At 67.4% G+C, this 16,327-nt stretch carries 16 protein-coding genes; 8 read left to right on the forward strand and 8 right to left on the reverse strand.

The features are described from left to right. Positions 1-86: 86 nt before the first annotated feature. A complete protein-coding gene (locus HTY53_RS18225; protein ID WP_174107917.1) occupies positions 87-1,028 on the forward strand; it encodes a LysR family transcriptional regulator in 942 nt (313 codons plus the stop codon). A 71-nt stretch (positions 1,029-1,099) separates the two neighbouring features. Here the strand turns inward: HTY53_RS18225 and HTY53_RS18230 are convergent, their stop codons facing one another. Beyond that, complete coding sequence (locus HTY53_RS18230; RefSeq protein WP_174107918.1) at positions 1,100-1,507, reverse strand: VOC family protein; 408 nt, start codon at positions 1,505-1,507, stop codon at positions 1,100-1,102. A 44-nt stretch (positions 1,508-1,551) separates the two neighbouring features. Then, the gene (locus tag HTY53_RS18235; RefSeq protein WP_174107919.1) at positions 1,552-1,998 is read right to left on the reverse strand and encodes a VOC family protein; all 447 of its coding nucleotides are present in this window, start codon (positions 1,996-1,998) and stop codon (positions 1,552-1,554) included. 282 nt (positions 1,999-2,280) lie between these two features. Here HTY53_RS18235 and HTY53_RS18240 point away from each other — a divergent pair, with 282 nt between their 5' ends. Both HTY53_RS18240 and HTY53_RS18245 read left to right on the forward strand, forming a co-directional pair. Further along, complete coding sequence (locus HTY53_RS18240) at positions 2,281-2,739, forward strand: fumarate hydratase (RefSeq protein WP_174107920.1); 459 nt, start codon at positions 2,281-2,283, stop codon at positions 2,737-2,739. Positions 2,740-2,955: 216 nt separating this feature from the next. Then, a complete protein-coding gene (locus HTY53_RS18245; RefSeq protein ID WP_238509237.1) occupies positions 2,956-3,294 on the forward strand; it encodes a hypothetical protein in 339 nt (112 codons plus the stop codon). Positions 3,295-3,315: 21 nt separating this feature from the next. On the opposite strand, the gene HTY53_RS18250 is transcribed toward HTY53_RS18245, so the two are convergent. Beyond that, positions 3,316-3,858, reverse strand: a complete 543-nt coding sequence (locus tag HTY53_RS18250; RefSeq protein ID WP_174107921.1) for an Lrp/AsnC family transcriptional regulator — start codon at positions 3,856-3,858, stop codon at positions 3,316-3,318. A 206-nt stretch (positions 3,859-4,064) separates the two neighbouring features. Between HTY53_RS18250 and HTY53_RS18255 the strand changes: the two genes are divergently transcribed. Further along, positions 4,065-4,409: a hypothetical protein gene (locus HTY53_RS18255; protein WP_174107922.1), complete on the forward strand. Its 345-nt coding sequence runs from the start codon at positions 4,065-4,067 to the stop codon at positions 4,407-4,409. 23 nt (positions 4,410-4,432) lie between these two features. On the opposite strand, the gene HTY53_RS18260 is transcribed toward HTY53_RS18255, so the two are convergent. Beyond that, positions 4,433-5,266, reverse strand: coding sequence for an IclR family transcriptional regulator (locus HTY53_RS18260; RefSeq protein ID WP_174107923.1), 834 nt, complete (start codon positions 5,264-5,266; stop codon positions 4,433-4,435). Between the two features lie 255 nt (positions 5,267-5,521). Here HTY53_RS18260 and HTY53_RS18265 point away from each other — a divergent pair, with 255 nt between their 5' ends. After that, positions 5,522-6,484: a Bug family tripartite tricarboxylate transporter substrate binding protein gene (locus HTY53_RS18265; RefSeq protein ID WP_438820971.1), complete on the forward strand. Its 963-nt coding sequence runs from the start codon at positions 5,522-5,524 to the stop codon at positions 6,482-6,484. 67 nt (positions 6,485-6,551) lie between these two features. After that, complete coding sequence (locus HTY53_RS18270; RefSeq protein WP_174107925.1) at positions 6,552-8,912, forward strand: cytochrome P450/oxidoreductase; 2,361 nt, start codon at positions 6,552-6,554, stop codon at positions 8,910-8,912. A gap of 52 nt (positions 8,913-8,964) precedes the next feature. Here the strand turns inward: HTY53_RS18270 and HTY53_RS18275 are convergent, their stop codons facing one another. After that, positions 8,965-9,924, reverse strand: a complete 960-nt coding sequence (locus HTY53_RS18275) for a LysR family transcriptional regulator (RefSeq protein WP_174107926.1) — start codon at positions 9,922-9,924, stop codon at positions 8,965-8,967. Positions 9,925-10,048: 124 nt separating this feature from the next. On the opposite strand from HTY53_RS18275, the gene metE reads away from it, so the two are divergent. Next, positions 10,049-12,406: a 5-methyltetrahydropteroyltriglutamate--homocysteine S-methyltransferase gene (gene metE, locus HTY53_RS18280; RefSeq protein ID WP_174107927.1), complete on the forward strand. Its 2,358-nt coding sequence runs from the start codon at positions 10,049-10,051 to the stop codon at positions 12,404-12,406. Between the two features lie 124 nt (positions 12,407-12,530). On the opposite strand, the gene HTY53_RS18285 is transcribed toward metE, so the two are convergent. Together HTY53_RS18285 and HTY53_RS18290 are read right to left on the reverse strand one after the other, a co-directional pair. Next, entirely contained in the window at positions 12,531-13,976 is a 1,446-nt protein-coding gene (locus tag HTY53_RS18285) for a DUF1254 domain-containing protein (RefSeq protein ID WP_174107928.1), read from the reverse strand. 184 nt (positions 13,977-14,160) lie between these two features. Continuing rightward, positions 14,161-14,790 (reverse strand): type III secretion system chaperone, encoded by a 630-nt coding sequence (locus HTY53_RS18290; RefSeq protein ID WP_174107929.1) that lies wholly within the window; start codon positions 14,788-14,790, stop codon positions 14,161-14,163. 225 nt (positions 14,791-15,015) lie between these two features. On the opposite strand from HTY53_RS18290, the gene HTY53_RS18295 reads away from it, so the two are divergent. Beyond that, positions 15,016-15,750 (forward strand): response regulator, encoded by a 735-nt coding sequence (locus HTY53_RS18295; RefSeq protein ID WP_254600010.1) that lies wholly within the window; start codon positions 15,016-15,018, stop codon positions 15,748-15,750. A 14-nt stretch (positions 15,751-15,764) separates the two neighbouring features. On the opposite strand, the gene HTY53_RS18300 is transcribed toward HTY53_RS18295, so the two are convergent. Next, positions 15,765-16,289, reverse strand: coding sequence for a hypothetical protein (locus HTY53_RS18300; RefSeq protein ID WP_174107930.1), 525 nt, complete (start codon positions 16,287-16,289; stop codon positions 15,765-15,767). Positions 16,290-16,327: the final 38 nt, after the last annotated feature.

A 16,327-nucleotide genomic window follows, 5' to 3' on the forward strand; every position in this document is an offset into this window, starting at 1 on the left:
GGAATAACCGGAACGGACGATTGCATTATTCTTCCATTCCTGAATGGTTATACGACTGATCCAAACCGCGCCCTTCTCCCTTCGCCATGCCCGCCTTCGTCGACCGCCTGCAGCACAACCTGGTATCCCGCCTGCGCCTGAAGCAGCTGTCGCTGCTGTTGGTATTGGAGCGGCATCGCTCGCTGTCGCGCACCGCCGCCGAACTGAACCTGAGTCAGCCGGCGGTCACCAAGGCGCTGCGGGAAATCGAGGAGATCTTCCTGACGCCGCTGTTCCACCGTTCGCGCGCGGGGCTGGAGGCGACCGAAACCGGTGCCGCGGTGCTAGCGTATGCGCGGCTGGCGCTCGCCGATGCGCGTGCGCTGGGCGACGAACTGGCGGTACTCGACGCGGGGCTTGGCGGGCGGCTGCGCGTCGGCGTGATCCCGTTCATCGCGCCGGCCGTGCTCGATGCAGCCTGCTCGCATGCGTTGGGCCAGCAGCCGCGCATCGCGGTGCTGGTGCGCGAGGGCACCACCGACGAACTGGTCGGCGCATTGCGGGCGCACGAGCTCGATTGCGTGATCGCGCGTTCCTTCTATGCCGCGGGGGAAGACATCGTGCAGGTGCCGCTGTATCGCGAGGAGCCGGCGCTGGTGGTACCGGCGCGCGCGGCGGCGCGACTGTCGCGCGGCGCGCTCGACTGGGCGCGGCTCGCCACCCTCGACTGGATCATGCCGCCTCCGCAGACGCCGACCCGCCGCACCATCAATACGATGTTCGCAACGGCCGGCGTCGCGCCGCCCCTGCCGCTGGTCGAGACCTATTCCATCAAGACCATCGCCACGCTGCTGCGCACACAGCCGCGCGCGATCACCATCGTGCCGCGCGCGGTCGCGGCCGAACTGGTCAATGGCGGCGGGGCCGCGCTGTTGCCCCATGCCTTGCGCTGGGATCTGCCGCCGGTCGAGGCGATGTGGTTGCGCCGCGCCCAGCAGAGCCGGCCGCTGATGGCGCTGGTGACGGCGCTGCAACAGGCGAGCGGCTGAAGCCGCCCTGTGAAGCGGCGCTGTGAGGCCGCCCCGTCCGCGTCAGCGCCTGTTCGGCATCACGATTGCCATCACGATTGCTGCGCGGCCTCCGGCTGCATGTAGAACACTTCCCACAGGTGGCCGTCCGGGTCCTCGTAACCGTGCTGGTACATGAAGCCGTAATCCTTCGGCTCGTTCGGCGTGCGCGCACCCGCGGCCACGGCTTTCGCGACCATGTCGTCGACCGCCGCGCGGCTGTCCATCGACAGCGCCAGAATGACTTCGGTGCTGCTGCCCGTATCGCAAATCGCCTTGCCGGTGAAGGTCTTGAAGAAATCCTCGACCAGCAGCATCACGTAAATCTGGTCGGAAACGATCATGCAGGTCGCATTGCGGTCGGTGAATTTGGGATCGAAGCGATAACCGAGCCGCGTAAAAAAATCGACCGAGCGGTCGAGGTCCTTGACGGGCAGGTTGACGAAGATCTGGGTCGCCATCGAGGTGTCTCCTGGTTTGAAATGGTTAGGAACGGGATTTGTCGTTACGACGTGCTGACCCACGGATCATAACTGCCGATCGTCCACAGATGGCCTTCCAGATCGAAGCAGCTGAAATCCCGGCCGCCATAATCCTGATCTTTCAGATCGAGCACGATCTGCGCACCGGCCGCCTTGGCGCGCACGAATACCGCGTCGGGATCCGGCACGACCAGATAAATGCTCTGCGTCTGCCCGCCGCCGACTTCATCGGGCTGGCGCATCAGCTTGCCGTACGGCGAATCGAGCACGGAGCCCAGCATCACCATGCCTTTGCCGTAATGCAATTGCGCGTGGGCGATGGTGCCGTCGTCGTTTTCCACCACCAGATGCCGGGTAAAACCGAAGGTGTCGCATAACCAGGCGATTGCCGACGGCGCATCGCGATAGCGCAGGCACGGGATCGCCGTGCTGCCCGCGCTGGTGGAAGCGCCGGAATTCAAATCGGTCATGTCTGTCGCTCCTTGCACGGCGCGTGGCCGCGTTGTCAGGCGGGAATCTAGTCGGAATTCGGTTCGCCGCCAGGAAATGGATTCACTGCACGACTCACGGCAGGAACTCGCTGCAGAAACTCGCTGCAGGGACCGCCTGTCTCGCGGGCAAATCCAGTAGGCAGCATAGACGATCGTTTTCGCGTGCAAAGGGCGCGCACGATGCGACGAGAACGTTTCTTCGTACACCAGTGACCGGTTATACTCCGCGCTCCATAAACCACATTTCGGGTAAATCAAACAATGGCCGTTGCCAATAAGAAAAGCGCGCCGCGCGCAGTGAAGTCCGCCAAGCCGGCGGCGCCGACCAAGAAGGCCAGCGTGCTGGCACGCGAAGCGCAAGCCGCGAAGAAGCGCCTGCTGAAGCTGCGCGCCGACACCAAGAAGGCGATCGACGCCGCCAAGCGCGAAGTCGCGCAGGCGACTGCCGCCGCCAAGCTGGCCCTGCAGGCCGAGAAGCAGGCCGCCAAGGAAAAGCTGGCAGCGCAGAAGGAAAAGGCCAAGGCAGCGAAGGCCGCCAAGTCGGCAAAGAAGCCGGCCGGCGCCAAGACCGCCGCGCCGCGCAAGGCTGCTGCACCGAAGGCCGCTGCACCGAAGGCCGCCAAGGTCGTCAAGGCACCGAAGAAGGCTGCGGCACCGAAGGCTGCTGCGAAGTCCAGGCCCGCGAAGCCGGCCGCCGGCGCTGTGGCCAAGGCCGCCTGAGCACCACCGTTCCCGCTGCCATGCCCTCGTTCGAGGGCGGCACCTCGGCACCGTGGCGATCTCTCCGATCGCGCGGTGCCGACCCTCCTGCCGGGGGGCTACCGATTTGGGGGTAGCCAAGCCCTGCCCTCTGTGCAGATAATCTGCATTCTTCCGGCATCACTTTCTTGCGTTAAATCACTTTGCGTAAATCGCTTGCGCTCATCGCAGTGAGCCTTGGCGGCGCTTTTTCCCAACGCTCGCACGATGGCCGCGCGCAAACGACACCGAATGGGAATGGCAATGAAGGAAGCCTTGCAACGTTGTCCGCTGTGCAAAACCTTGACGGAAGCATCGGCACGCCCACGATCCTATGGGCAATGGATGCGCTACCAATGCCGCAACGACGAATGCGGCCCGAGCGAAATCAGCACCAAGGCCCGCTCGCACCTGCGCCGTGGCGAACGCCAGGCCGAACTGCGCAGCGTGGCCAGATCGTGCCGGCATAACGGCGCGCGATTGCGGATCGGCTACGACGGCCCCACCGGCGAATTCCAGCTCGAAGTCGTCGAGTAAGGCGCCCTGCGGCACACCGGCTCACGGTTCGACCGACGGCTCGCGCTTCATGCAGCGCAGCACGAAGGTCGACCGGCTGTGCCGCAGCCCCGGCAGCTTGTACAGCTTGTGGCGCAGGAACTCCTCGTAGCCTTCGGTGCCCGCCACCGCCACCTTGATCAGATAGTCATACTCGCCGGTCAGCAGGTACGCCTCCATGACCTCGGGCAGTTGCGCAAGCGCGCGGCCGAAGCGGTCGAGCATGTCGTCGTCGTGCCGCTCCAGCGTGACCTCGATCAGCACGGTATCGGGCAGGCCCAGCGCCTTCTGGTTCAGCAGGGCGGTATAGCCCTGGATCACACCGGCCTCCTCCAGCGCGCGCACGCGGTTCCAGCATGGCGTGGGGGACAGGCCGACCTGCTCGGCCAGCTTCAGGTTGGACAGGCGGCCGTCGCGGCGCAGCGCGCGCAGGATGCGGCGGTCCGTTTCGTCGAGCTTTGGGACGAGTCTGGTTCCCGGCCTGGCGGCGGCACCGGTGGCCGGAGTGGCGGCAGGAGCGGTCGTGGAATGGTTGGGATCGGCCATGGGCATCGGTGGGATCGGTGGGATCGGTGGGATCGGTGGGATCGGTGAGATGGGCGAGACTGGCGGACAAAGAATATTTCTCTGTCACATCCACAAATACTAGCCGATTCATTCTGATTCCGACCAGCGTAGCAGAATATTAAGAAGCACATTCTGCCGGCAGACTGGTAAATTCACTGCATCGCTATTTTCTACCGGTTGCCGTCATGTCCGCCCAAACCCCCAACTCCGCCCTGCAACTTGCGCTGCTGCTCGACCAGCACGACCTGATTGGCGCGATCGAGTGGACGCTGGCAACGGCGCGCCGCACCGGGCTCGGGCTGGACGCGATGACGCTGGTGCCAGGCACGCTGCCCGGCGCAGGCCAATGGCTGCGCCTGTCCGTCACGGCGGACGAGCCCGCGCTGTTCCCGCTGCTGGTCAAGCGGCTGGAAAACGGTGTCGATGTGCGTGAAGTGGCGATCGTCGAGGAATTGGCGAGCCAACAGGAAACGGCGGCCGCCCGACGCCGCGAGAGCCTAGCCTCAGCGGTTGCCGCGCCGGTCCACTGAACCCTGCGCGGCGCCGCCGTCAGTCAGGCCGACTCGGCCAGCAGGCCGTGTCCAAGCCGCTGCGACAGACCGGCGGCGGCCGCCTTGATCGCTGCGGCCACCGGCCCGTCCAGCCGGCCGTCGAAGGTGGCGGCATTGCCCAGCGCCGTGATCGCCAGCACGATGCGCCCGTCCCGATCGAACACCGGCGTGCTGACCGAATCCACGCCGGCAAGCAGATCGCCATGGACGCTGCCGATCCCGCTGGCCCGCACCTGCTCGCGCAGCTGCGCCACCTCGGCGGCATCGCGCGGAAAACGCGGCGGCTGCAGCGCCGCGCGCTGCTCCAGTTCGGTCTCCAGCAGCGATGCCGTCACCGCCGGATCGAGGAAGGCGGTGAAGACCCGCCCGGTCGCCGACGACAGCAGCGGCATCACCGAACCCGGCCGCACATTGACCGTGACCGGCCGCAGCGAATCGCGCCACTGCACCACGGTGGGCCCGTGGTTGCCCCACACCGCCGCCAGCACCGTTTCACCGGTCGACGCGCAGATGTCGTCGAGCACCGGTGTCACCAGGCGCAGTGGATCGAGCTGGGCGAGGCAAGCCAGCCCCATCCGCAGCGCATGGCGGCCGAGGCTGTAGCGGCCGGTGTCGTCCTGCTCCACATAGCCGCACTTGACGAAGCTGGCGAGGTAGCGGTGCGCCTTGGCCGGATGCATGCCGGCGGCCTGCGCGACTGTCTTCAGCGCCATCGGATGCAGCGAGCCCAGCAAGGCATCCAGCACCGACAGCCCGGTTTCCAGCGCCTGCACACCGGCGCCGCCCCGTTCGCCATTGCCGTCGCGTGTCTCCGATTCGGTTTGTGGATTGGCCATTCCCGGTCGCTCCCGCCTACGCGGTTCATGTGTTTGAAATTACGTATGGCGTAATGCTAGCACGCAAAGCGTAATTTTCCCTTGACAGTCGACGGGCCGACAATTACTTTTGGCATAACCGCATTACGCCTGACGTAATTCACCGGAACAGCGTCGGCAATGCGGCCACAAGAAGACGGTCCACCGTCCCAACACGATTCGGCGGCGCACCGCCCATCCCCGCAGAGGAGACAAACAATGAGAAAGATCTCGTCGATGCTGGCGCTTGCCGGCACGATGCTGACCGCCATGGCGCTGGCGCCGCAAGCGGCGGCGCAAAGCTTCCCCAGCAAGCCGATCCGCTGGATCGTGCCCTATGCCGCCGGCGGCGGCTCGGACTTTCTGGCTCGCACCATCGGCCAGCAGCTGTCGGCCAATATCGGTCAGGCCATCGTGGTCGAGAACAAACCCGGCGCCAACACCGCGATCGCGGCGGCCGAAACGGCGCGTTCGCCGCACGACGGCTATACCGTGATGTCGGCCGACAACGGCACGCTGGTGTTCAATCCGGCCCTGTACAAGTCGCTGAGCTACAACCCGACGCGCGATCTGGCGCCGGTTTCGCTGCTGGGCAAATTCCCGATGATCCTGGTGGTCGGCGCCAATGCCGAATACAAGGACGCGCGCGACTTCCTCGCCAAGGCCAAGGCGGCGCCCGGCAAGATCAGCTATGCCTCGGCCGGCGCCGGCAGCCCGCACCATCTGGCCATGGAGCTGCTGAAGGAGCGCGCCGGCCTGCGCATGGTACATATCGGCTATCGCGGCGCCGCGCCGGCGCTGCTCGATGTGGTCGGCGGCCAGGTGCCCGCGATGATGACCGACCTCGCCGCCGGGGCCGCCTTCCTGAAGGCCGGCAAGCTGCGCCCGCTGGCCGTGGCCAACGCCACCCGGCTGCCGCAGCTGCCCAATGTGCCGACCTTCGCCGAGGTCGGCCTGCCGGGCGTCGAGGCCGCCGCGCTGGTCGGCATGGTCGCGCCGGCCGGCACGCCGCCCGACGTGATTGCCAAACTGCAGACCAGCGTCGCCGCGGCGATCAAGCAGCCCGAGGTGAACCGCAAGCTGGTCGACTTCGGCGTCGAGCCGGTCGGCAGTACGCCGGAGCAGTTTGCCGCGCTGCTGCGCAGCGAGACGGCGCTGTGGCACAAGCTGATCCGCGACCTGAATATCACGCTCGAATGAGCCCGGCGGGCGGGTCCTTGGCGAACCCGCCCGCTGCGCCAACGTTGTAGAGGACCGAGGACCGATCATGAGCGAACGCACCGAACCTGCCCGTGCGCAGGGCTGCCCCTTCCACGCCGGGCCCGGCACGCCACCGGCAACGCCGCTGTTGTCGCCGACCGGCTGCCCCGTCAGTCCCCGCGCGGCCGAATTCGACCCGTTCGAGGACGGTTACCAGCAGGACCCGCCCGACTACGTGCGCTGGGCGCGCGAGCAGGAGCCAGTGTTCTACAGTCCCAAGCTGGGCTACTGGGTGGTGACGCGCTACGACGACATCAAGGCGATCTTCCGCGACAACCTGACCTTCAGCCCCTCGATCGCCCTCGAAAAAATCACGCCGACCGGCGACGAGGCCAATGCGGTGCTGGCCTCCTACGGCTACGCGATGAACCGCACGCTGGTCAACGAGGACGAGCCCGCGCACATGCCGCGCCGCCGCGTGCTGATGGAGCCGTTCACGCCCGAGCAACTGCAGCATCACGAGCCGATGGTGCGCCGGCTGACCCGCGAGTACGTCGACCGCTTCATCGACGACGGCAAGGCCGATCTGGTCGACCAGATCCTGTGGGAGGTGCCGCTGACCGTCGCGCTGCATTTCCTCGGCGTACCCGAGGAGGACATGGACCTGCTGCGCAAGTATTCGATTGCCCATACCGTCAACACCTGGGGTCGGCCCAAACCGGAGGAACAGGTCGAGGTCGCGCACGCGGTGGGCAACTTCTGGCAGCTGGCCGGACGCATTCTCGACAAGATGCGGCAGGATCCGTCGGGCCCGGGCTGGATGCAGTACGGCATCCGCAAGCAAAAGGAATATCCCGACGTTGTCACGGACTCGTATCTGCATTCGATGATGATGGCCGGCATCGTCGCCGCGCATGAAACCACCGCCAATGCCAGCGCCAACGCGATCAAGCTGCTGCTGCAGCATCCCGACGCCTGGCGCGAGCTGTGCGAGGACCCGAGCCTGATCCCCAATGCGGTCGAGGAATGCCTGCGGCACAACGGCTCGGTCGCGGCATGGCGGCGCCTGGCCACCCGCGACGTGCAGATCGGCGGCGTCGACATTCCGGCCGGCGCGAAGCTGCTGATCGTCACGTCGTCGGCCAACCACGACGAGCGCCACTTCGCCGACGCCGACCTGTTCGATATCCGCCGCGCCAACGCCAGCGACCAGCTGACCTTCGGCTATGGCGCGCATCAGTGCATGGGCAAGAACCTGGCGCGGATGGAGATGCAGATCTTTCTCGAGGAATTCACGCGCCGGCTGCCGCATATGAAGCTGTCGGAGCAGAAGTTCACGTATGTGCCGAACACCTCGTTCCGCGGCCCCGAGCATCTGTGGGTCGAGTGGGACCCGAGCCAGAATCCGGAGCGGCGCAACCCCGCGCTGCTGCAGGTGCGGACACCGGTGCGGATCGGCGAGCCGTCCAGCCATGCGATCAACCGCACCGTGGTGGTCGAGCGCGTGACGCGCGTGGCCGACGACATCGTGCGGCTGCGGCTGTTGTCGCCCGATGGCAAGCCGCTGCCGCGCTGGTCGCCCGGTTCGCATATCGATGTCGAATGCGGCGATACGGGGGTATCGCGCCAGTATTCGCTGTGCGGCGATCCGGCCGACACGCAGGCCTTCGAGATCGCGGTGCTGCGCGAGGCCGACAGCCGCGGCGGCTCGGCGTGGATCCATCAAATGCTGAAGGCCGGCGACCGCTTGCGCATTCGCGGTCCGCGCAACCACTTCCGGCTCGACGAAAGCGCGCGCCGGCTGATCCTGATCGCTGGCGGCATCGGCATCACGCCGATCAGCGCGATGGCGCGGCGCGCCAGGGAACTCGGCATCGACTACCAGCTGCACTACTGCGGGCGCGGCCGCACGTCGATGGCGCTGCTCGACGAACTGGCCGCCCTGCATGGCGAGCGGCTGCATGTCTACGCCCGAAACGAAGGCACGCGCGCCGACCTCGGTGCGCTGCTCGGCCAGCCCGATGCCGAAACGCAGATCTATGCCTGCGGCCCGGCACGGATGCTCGACGCACTGGCGGCCTGTTGCGCGAACTGGCCCGAGGACGCGCTGCGTGTCGAGCATTTCACGTCGACGCTGAGCGCGCTCGACCCGAGCAAGGAGCGGGCGTTCGAGGCGGAGCTGAAGGACTCGGGCATCGTCGTCACGGTACGGGCCGATCAGACGCTGCTCGCCGCGCTGCGCGCCGCCAATATCGACGTGCAGAGCGATTGCGAGGAAGGGCTGTGCGGGTCGTGCGAAGTGCGCGTGCTGGCGGGCGAGATCGACCATCGCGACGTAGTGCTGACGCGGGCCGAGCGGGAAGCGAACAGCAAGATGATGAGCTGCTGTTCGCGAGCGAAATGCGGGCGGATCGTGCTGGAGCTCTGAGCGGTTGAAGTAGCGATCGAAGCAGCGGATGAAAGGACGGCCGCCCAGCCGCTCAGCCGCCCTTGCTGCCCGCGCCGCCTCGCTGCTGCCCGGCGTCGTCCGGCAACAGCTCGATGCCATCGAGATCGCGCGCGCAGGTCTCGCGCACGATCGCGACGAAGTCTCGCGCAAAGGGCCGCTCCGCCAGTGCCGCCGGCATCGCAGCATAGAGCTCGCTCCACAGCCCGCCGCCACCGATGCGTTTGGCCAGCACATAGTCGTGGTCGACGTAGTTCTTGACGCCCCAGTTCGGCAGCGCCGCAATCCCGCGCCGGCTGGCGACCAGCTGCAGGATCGCCACGGTCAGTTCGGCGGTGCGCCGCTGCAGCCGGATGCCGGCCGGCTCCAGCACCTCGCGGATCAGATCGATGCGCGGCTCCGGCACCGGATAGGTGATCAGCGTCTCCCCCTCGAGGTCGGCGGCCTCGATCCGCCGCCGGTTGCGCAGCCGGTGCTCGTTGGCGATCACCGCCAGGATCTCGAAACGGAACAGCGGCACCACCGCCAGCCCGCGCCGCGTCGGCGGCAGCGAGCCGATCACCATGTCGGCCCGGCCTTCGGCCAGCAACGCCAGCGGGTCCGCGTGAAAGCCGGCCACCAGGTCGACCTCGACCTCGGGCCAGCGCGTGCGGAATTCGTCCATCACCGGCATCAGCCAGTCGAAGCAGGTATGGCACTCCAGCACGATGCGCAGCTCCCCGCGCGTATCGCCCTTGAGCCGCTCCAGATCGCGCTCGGCCGCGCTGATCGACGCCAGCACCTCGCGCGCCAGCGCCAGCAGCCGCTCGCCGGCCGGCGTAAAGCGCAGACCGCCGCGGGTGCGGTCGAACAGCGACAGGCCGTAGTGCGATTCGATCGCCTTGATCTGGTGCGACAGCGCCGACTGGCTGACGTGGACGCGCTCGGCCGCTGCCGCGAGCTTGCCGGATTCGGCGATCGCGACCAGCGAGCGGAAATGGCGGACCTCGATCATGGTTGCGTCCTCGTCCGGTCTACGCGTTTGATATGAAATCCATTCATATTTTGTTTAAAACATATCACTTGATTCATTCTACCCGCGGCCGGACACTGTGCGCCAACTTGTTTTGGAGCGAGAGATGGCACGCACGCATATTTCGGGATTCCCGCGCATCGGGGCGAAACGCGAACTGAAATTCGCCCAGGAGGCGTTCTGGCGCGGCGAGTCGAGCGAGGCGGCGCTGCGCGAATGCGCGGCAGGCCTGCGCGCGGCGCACTGGCGTCTGCAGGCCGATGCCGGCCTGGACCTGGCCGCCGCCGGCGACTTCGCCTACTACGACCAGATGCTCGGCGCCAGCGCCCTGCTCGGCGCGCTGCCGGCGCGCTTCGGCTTCGATCCTCGCGCACTGACGCTGGGCCAGTATTTCGAGCTGGCGCGCGGCAACGCGGCGCAGCCGGCAATGGAAATGACCAAGTGGTTCGATACCAACTACCACTACCTGGTGCCGGAGCTGGGCCCGGACACGCGCTTCGACGGCGGCGTCGACTGGCTGTTCGAGGAAATCGACGAGGCGTTGGCGTTGGGTCATCGCGTCAAGCCTGTGCTGGTCGGGCCAGTGACCTGGCTGTGGCTGTCCAAGACCCATGTCGCCGGCTTCGATCGGCTGACGTTGCTGCCTCGGCTGGCCGCCGCCTATCGCGACATCCTGCAGCGGCTGCACGCGCGCGGCATCGAATGGGTCCAGCTCGACGAGCCCGCGCTGTGCCTCGAGCTCGACGGCGTCTGGCTGGACGCCTATGACACCGCCTATGCCGCGCTGGCCGACTGCGGCGTCAAGCTGCTGCTGGCCACCTACTTCGATTCCGCGGCCGACCATGCCGCCCGCGCCGCCGCGCTGCCGGTGCACGGTTTCCATCTGGACCTGGTGCGCGCGCCGCAGCAGTGGCAGGCCTGGCGCGAGGTGCTGCCGGCCGACGCGGTGCTGTCGGCCGGCGTGATCGACGGCCGCAATATCTGGCGCGCCGATCTGCGCGCGATCCTCGCTCGGCTGACGCCGCTGCACGCCGAACTGGGCGACCGCCTGTGGCTGGCGCCGTCCTGCTCGCTGCTGCATGTGCCGGTGTCGCTCGCGCCGGAAACCCGCCTCGATCCCGAGATCCGCGGCTGGCTTGCGTTTGCGACCGAGAAGCTGGACGAGCTGAAGGTGCTGGCGACCGCATTGAACGACGGCGAGGCCGCGGTGGCCGACGCGCTGGCCGCCTCCGATGCGGCCCAGGCGGGCCGCCGCGCTTCCCGCCGCGTCGTCAACGCCCAGGTCCGCCAGCGCGTGGCCGCGGTGACGCCAGAGATGGCCGATCGCCGCAGCCCGTTCGCGCAACGCATCGCCGATCAGCGCGCCGCGCTGCAACTGCCGCCGCTGCCGACCACCACCATCGGCTCGTTCCCGCAGACGGCCGAGATCCGCCAGACGCGGGCCGCCTTCAAACGCGGCGAACTGGGCGCGCTGGCCTACCTGCAGCGCATCCGCGCCGAGATCGAGGATGCCGTGCGTCGGCAGGAAGCATTGGGGCTCGACGTGCTGGTGCACGGCGAGGCCGAGCGCAACGACATGGTCGAATACTTCGGCGAGCAGCTGTGCGGCTATGCCTTTACCGAATTCGGCTGGGTGCAGAGCTATGGCTCGCGCTGCGTCAAGCCGCCGCTGATCTATGGCGACGTCTACCGGCCCGAGCCGATCACCGTCGATACCGCCCGCTATGCGCAGTCGCTGACCGACCGGCCGATGAAGGGCATGCTGACCGGCCCGATCACGATGCTGCAATGGTCGTTCGTACGGGACGACCAGCCGCGCGCCGATACCGCGCTGCAGCTGGCGCTGGCGATCCGCGACGAGGTCGCCGATCTCGAGCAGGCCGGCATCCGCGTGATCCAGATCGATGAGCCGGCGCTGCGCGAGGGCCTGCCGCTGCGGCGCGCCGATTGGGACGGCTATCTGCAATGGGCCGTGCGCGCATTCCGCATCGCCGCCGCCGTGGTCCGCGACGATACGCAGATCCACACCCATATGTGCTACGCGGAGTTCAACGACATCCTGCCGGCGATCGCCGCGCTCGATGCTGACGTCATCACGATCGAAACCTCGCGCTCGGCGATGGAACTGCTCGATGGCTTTGCGGCGTTCGACTATCCGAACGAGATCGGGCCCGGCGTCTACGACATCCATTCGCCGCGCGTGCCCAGCGTCGAGGCGATCGGCCAGCTGCTGACGCGCGCCTGCCAGGTGATTCCTCCCGAACGGCTGTGGGTCAATCCCGATTGCGGGCTGAAGACGCGCGGCTGGGCCGAGACCGAGGCCGCGCTGCGCAATATGGTCGCGGCGGCCCGGCAGTTGCGCGAACGGCTGGCGGCCGAAGGCGTGGCTGGGGTGCGGCGGCAGCCGGTGGCGCTGGAGCGTTCGGCCCATGCGGCGGGCCAGTGCGATTGCGCGACGCATTGACCGGCGGTGTCTGCAGACAGAGTCTGCAGAGTCTGGACAGCCATCGGGTCGTTCCCGCGAATGCGGGAATCCAGTGTCTTTGAACGCCGCTGCGTCCCCGCCTTCGCGGGGACGACAAAGCCTGTCAGTCCGTGCCCACGCGCCGCACCGATGGCGGGCTCCAGCCACCGTCCAGCGCCGCCGGCTGCGGCCAGTAGAGCCGCAGCATCAGATTGAACGGTCCGTCGGGCGCGGGCAGCCAGTTCGCCGCCTGTGCCCGCGGCGGCCGGGCGTGCTGCACCACGATCTCGATCGAGCCGTCGCGGTTGCGGCGCAAACCGTCGCGGCTGCCAATTGCGTAGCGGTTCAAGGGGTTGGCAACGACATCCTGCGCCTGGTCGTACAGCGACAGCGACCAGAAGGCCCTGGCCGGCGGCAGCGCGCTCTTGTCGAAGCGGATGACGTAGCGATGTCCGCCTTGCAGCGGTTGGCCGCTGGCGTCGGCATTGGCGCGGAACACCAGGGTGTCCTCGCCGAGGCTCGACCCCAGCGCCAGCCATGCCGTGGCCGCGCGGCGGTCGTAGTCGGTGCCATAGCGGCCCAGGTCCTTGCGCGACAGCCAGGCGCCCGACGCTGCGGCCTCGCCGCCGCGCGCCAGCGTGACGATGCGGGCCAACGCGCGGGTCGCGCCGTCCTGCAGCGCGCGCGCCGTTTCGGGTTCGAGCACGGTAGTCGAATACGGGGCGCCCGGCTCGATGCCCAGCGCCCGCACCTTCTGCATCATGCCCTCGTCCGCCGCGCTCGGCGGGTTGGCCGGCAACAGGGCTGCAAAGCGGTGGAAGAAGGCCTGCGCGTCCATCGCCGCGACCTGCTCGACCGGCGGCGTCTCCAGGTCGACCGCCGCCGGCGGAATCGTCGGCACCGCCGGCAGGGCGCGCCGCCCATTCGGCCAGGCGGCCAGCGGCGTCAGCCGGTAGCCGTTCTGCAGCCGGTGCACGGCCGGCAGCTCCCGCTTGCCATCGACCTGGATATGGACCGCCGCCCACGCCATCGCGGTCGGCGAGCGGATCTCCCGCACCCCGGCCGGCAAGGCGCCGGTCCAGTCCGGCCCGACGATCGCATAATTGCCGCGCTGCGTGCCGGTGGTTCGCTTGCCCAGCGCCGAGAAGACGTTGGACCAGCCGTCCATCAACTGCAATGTGTAGTAGCGGCCCTGGGTGTCCGGCACGCTGAGCACTACCGGCCCGCGCGACAGATCGAGCCAGGCGACGGAGGTCAGCGTATCGGCGTCCGGGCTCGGCATGTCTGACGCGCCGGGGCGCGGCGCGCCGCGCTGGTGGACAAAGGTATTGACGGCCGTCTGTCCCGCCGCGCCGGCCGAGGCCCGCGCCGCCATCACCTCGCGCGTGACATCGGTCAGCACGAGGGGATAGGCAAAGGTATAGACTTCGACGGCCAGAGCGCGGGCATCGTCCCGCGTCGGTTGTACTGCCGCCCGCATCGGCGACTCGTCGGGCGCCACCGTCGCGCACCCGGCCAACAGCGCGGCGACTCCCGCCGCGCCCGCCACTAGGCGTATCCACTGCATCATTTCCCGTTCCTTCTTGTGCGGCTGCCCTCGGCGGCGAATGCCGATCCGGGGCGCCTTCTTTTCCGACCAGAATGATGGATAGCCTGGGCCAGGATTGTCAATCGACACTGTGGCGCCGGCGCGCGGCGGCTGGTCGATCTTCGCACCGCGCGACCGAACTTTCGCGTCGGTCGCAGGCCAGCGGTCAGCGGTGATGCAGATGGGGGTGGTAGCGCGGCTCCGGCGCGGCCGGCTTGGCCGGCGCCTTCGCAGCGGGCGCACCGGACTGACCCGCCGTGCCGGAAGAACCAGGTTTCGCACCGGCAGGACTCGTGCCGCCAAGGCCGGCCGGCCTGCCGGCCAACGGACCGGCAGGCAGATCGTGCGCTGCCCTCGCCCCGGCCTGATCGACCTCCTCTGCCCCCGTGCCCGCACCGGCAACCCGCGCAGACCAGTCCTTCTGCATCAGGATGAAGTTGCCGAGCAGCGTCTCCAGCGCCGTGCGGTCGATCTTGGCCAGCGGCATGGTCTGATGCAGGATCAGCGTGCCCGACTGCGGCTCCAGGCCTAGCGCGGCGCCATGGTCGCGCAGCGGTTCCACCCCGGTGGCCAGCATCTCCTTGACCAGTTCGCGGTCGAGCCGCTCCGGCAGCTCCTCGGCGATCAATCCCACCAGCACCAGATTGTGGTTGTCGTCGTCGCGGCGGAAGGTGATCGGGTACTCCTCGTCGACGCGGATATGGCACAAGCCGTCTTCGTCGAATGCCATTTCGGGAATCCCGATCGATTCGCCGAACTCCGCCAGCAGGCGGTCAAATCCATCCAGTCTGTTCATTTCGCGCTCCAGTCGCATGCGTTGACACATCGGTTCCGTGCATCGATCGACATCGATGCCGCGAGTCGATGCTGCCGCTCGTCGGCCCTCATTTCCATCTCATCGTTCCATCATTTATTGCTCATTGTCGCTACCTAGACTGGCGCCATCCTGAACCGAGACCTATCGGGCCAATACCTGGCATCGGACGCGACTCGGATTCCGGCATAGTCTTCGGAGCAACACATGACTATCCAAACGTTGAACAGCCTTGCCGTACTGCCTCGCCTGGTGCAATCGGCACGCCGTCCCATCACCGCCCATCTGGCCGCCACCCGTGTGGTGCTGGTCGACGATCACGCCGTGATGCGCGAAGGACTGAAATCGCTGCTGACCAAGGCCGATCCCACGGTCGACATCGTTGGCGAAGCGTCGGACGGACACGGGGCCGTCCATGCCTGCCTGCAGTTCCATCCCGACCTGGTACTGATGGACCTCCAGTTGCGCTCGCTCGACGGTGTCGACGCCATTGCGACGATTCGTCGCAGATGGCCCGGCATCCGCGTGGTGGTACTCGCCGGCCTGCATTCCGAGAACCGCGCCGCCGCCGCACTGCGCGCCGGCGCCCACGCCTATGTCCTCAAGCGCAGCAATCTGGAAAAGCTGATGGCGGCGCTGCATGCGGTTCGACAGGACATGGCCTATCTCGATCCGGACATCGACCTGGAACAGGTCGATGCGATGCGCCGTACCGAGGGTGACGACGGCAGCCATGTGGCCGCCGCCGGACTGACGCCGCGCGAGCGGCAGATACTGAAGCTCGTTGCCGAGGGACATACCAACCGGCGTGTCGCCGAGCGGCTGTCGATCAGCCTGAAGACGGTCGAAACGCACCGGATGAATCTGATGCGCAAGCTCGACGCCCACAATGTCGCCGACCTGTCCAAATGGGCGCGGCGACTTGGACTGATCGACGTCTGATCTGGCAGCGGACATCACGCGGGCGCCTTCGGCGCCTGCTGTGCGCCGCTTCGCATCATGTATCTGACGTGCACCATGCCCGGGGCCGAGTCCGGGTCGCAGTGCGCGCCCAGCCTGCGGTACACGTCGAGCAGACGGCGGCCCAGCAATGCTTCGTCGCCCTCGTCCTCTTTCCCCAGCGGCACCAGCCCTTCCACCACCGACACCTCCGGTACCGATCGCTCGACCGCATGAATCAGCGATACCAGCACGCGCATGGCGCCGGCATGGTCTGCCGGGGCGTCGAGGGCCGTCATGTCGCAAATCCATAGCACCTCCTGGGCAACGCGATAAATCAGCTCGAGCGTTGAGACTCGCACGCGCCTGCCCAACTCGAACTCCGACTCCCCGAGGTAGGCCGTTTCCGTACTGAGGCCTCTCGCATGCAGGAAGCGCGTTACGGGGTCCGCGTCCGCAGCATGCAGCAAAGCGATGCGCCGCGTTCGGACGCCGGCGTCTTCCGGTTCGCGGTAGTCCATATCCGGCATGGAATTGATCATGATCGAAGCGCCGCCCGGGGACGGGCGGCACGGTTTGC

Source organism: Cupriavidus gilardii (assembly GCF_013314895.1).
In the GTDB taxonomy this organism is placed as follows: Bacteria; Pseudomonadota; Gammaproteobacteria; order Burkholderiales; family Burkholderiaceae; genus Cupriavidus; species Cupriavidus gilardii_C.

Bases quoted from the DNA above. Each gene is read 5' to 3' on its own strand.
- HTY53_RS18225 (WP_174107917.1), top strand. From the start codon at position 87: ATGCCCGCCTTCGTCGACCGCCTGCAGCACAACCTGGTATCCCGCCTG.
- HTY53_RS18230 (WP_174107918.1), bottom strand. From the start codon at position 1,507: ATGGCGACCCAGATCTTCGTCAACCTGCCCGTCAAGGACCTCGACCGC.
- HTY53_RS18235 (WP_174107919.1), bottom strand. From the start codon at position 1,998: ATGACCGATTTGAATTCCGGCGCTTCCACCAGCGCGGGCAGCACGGCG.
- HTY53_RS18240 (WP_174107920.1), top strand. From the start codon at position 2,281: ATGGCCGTTGCCAATAAGAAAAGCGCGCCGCGCGCAGTGAAGTCCGCC.
- HTY53_RS18250 (WP_174107921.1), bottom strand. From the start codon at position 3,858: ATGGCCGATCCCAACCATTCCACGACCGCTCCTGCCGCCACTCCGGCC.
- HTY53_RS18255 (WP_174107922.1), top strand. From the start codon at position 4,065: ATGTCCGCCCAAACCCCCAACTCCGCCCTGCAACTTGCGCTGCTGCTC.
- HTY53_RS18260 (WP_174107923.1), bottom strand. From the start codon at position 5,266: ATGGCCAATCCACAAACCGAATCGGAGACACGCGACGGCAATGGCGAA.
- HTY53_RS18265 (WP_438820971.1), top strand. From the start codon at position 5,522: ATGCTGGCGCTTGCCGGCACGATGCTGACCGCCATGGCGCTGGCGCCG.
- HTY53_RS18270 (WP_174107925.1), top strand. From the start codon at position 6,552: ATGAGCGAACGCACCGAACCTGCCCGTGCGCAGGGCTGCCCCTTCCAC.
- HTY53_RS18275 (WP_174107926.1), bottom strand. From the start codon at position 9,924: ATGATCGAGGTCCGCCATTTCCGCTCGCTGGTCGCGATCGCCGAATCC.
- metE (WP_174107927.1), top strand. From the start codon at position 10,049: ATGGCACGCACGCATATTTCGGGATTCCCGCGCATCGGGGCGAAACGC.
- HTY53_RS18285 (WP_174107928.1), bottom strand. From the start codon at position 13,976: ATGATGCAGTGGATACGCCTAGTGGCGGGCGCGGCGGGAGTCGCCGCG.
- HTY53_RS18290 (WP_174107929.1), bottom strand. From the start codon at position 14,790: ATGAACAGACTGGATGGATTTGACCGCCTGCTGGCGGAGTTCGGCGAA.
- HTY53_RS18295 (WP_254600010.1), top strand. From the start codon at position 15,016: ATGACTATCCAAACGTTGAACAGCCTTGCCGTACTGCCTCGCCTGGTG.
- HTY53_RS18300 (WP_174107930.1), bottom strand. From the start codon at position 16,289: ATGATCAATTCCATGCCGGATATGGACTACCGCGAACCGGAAGACGCC.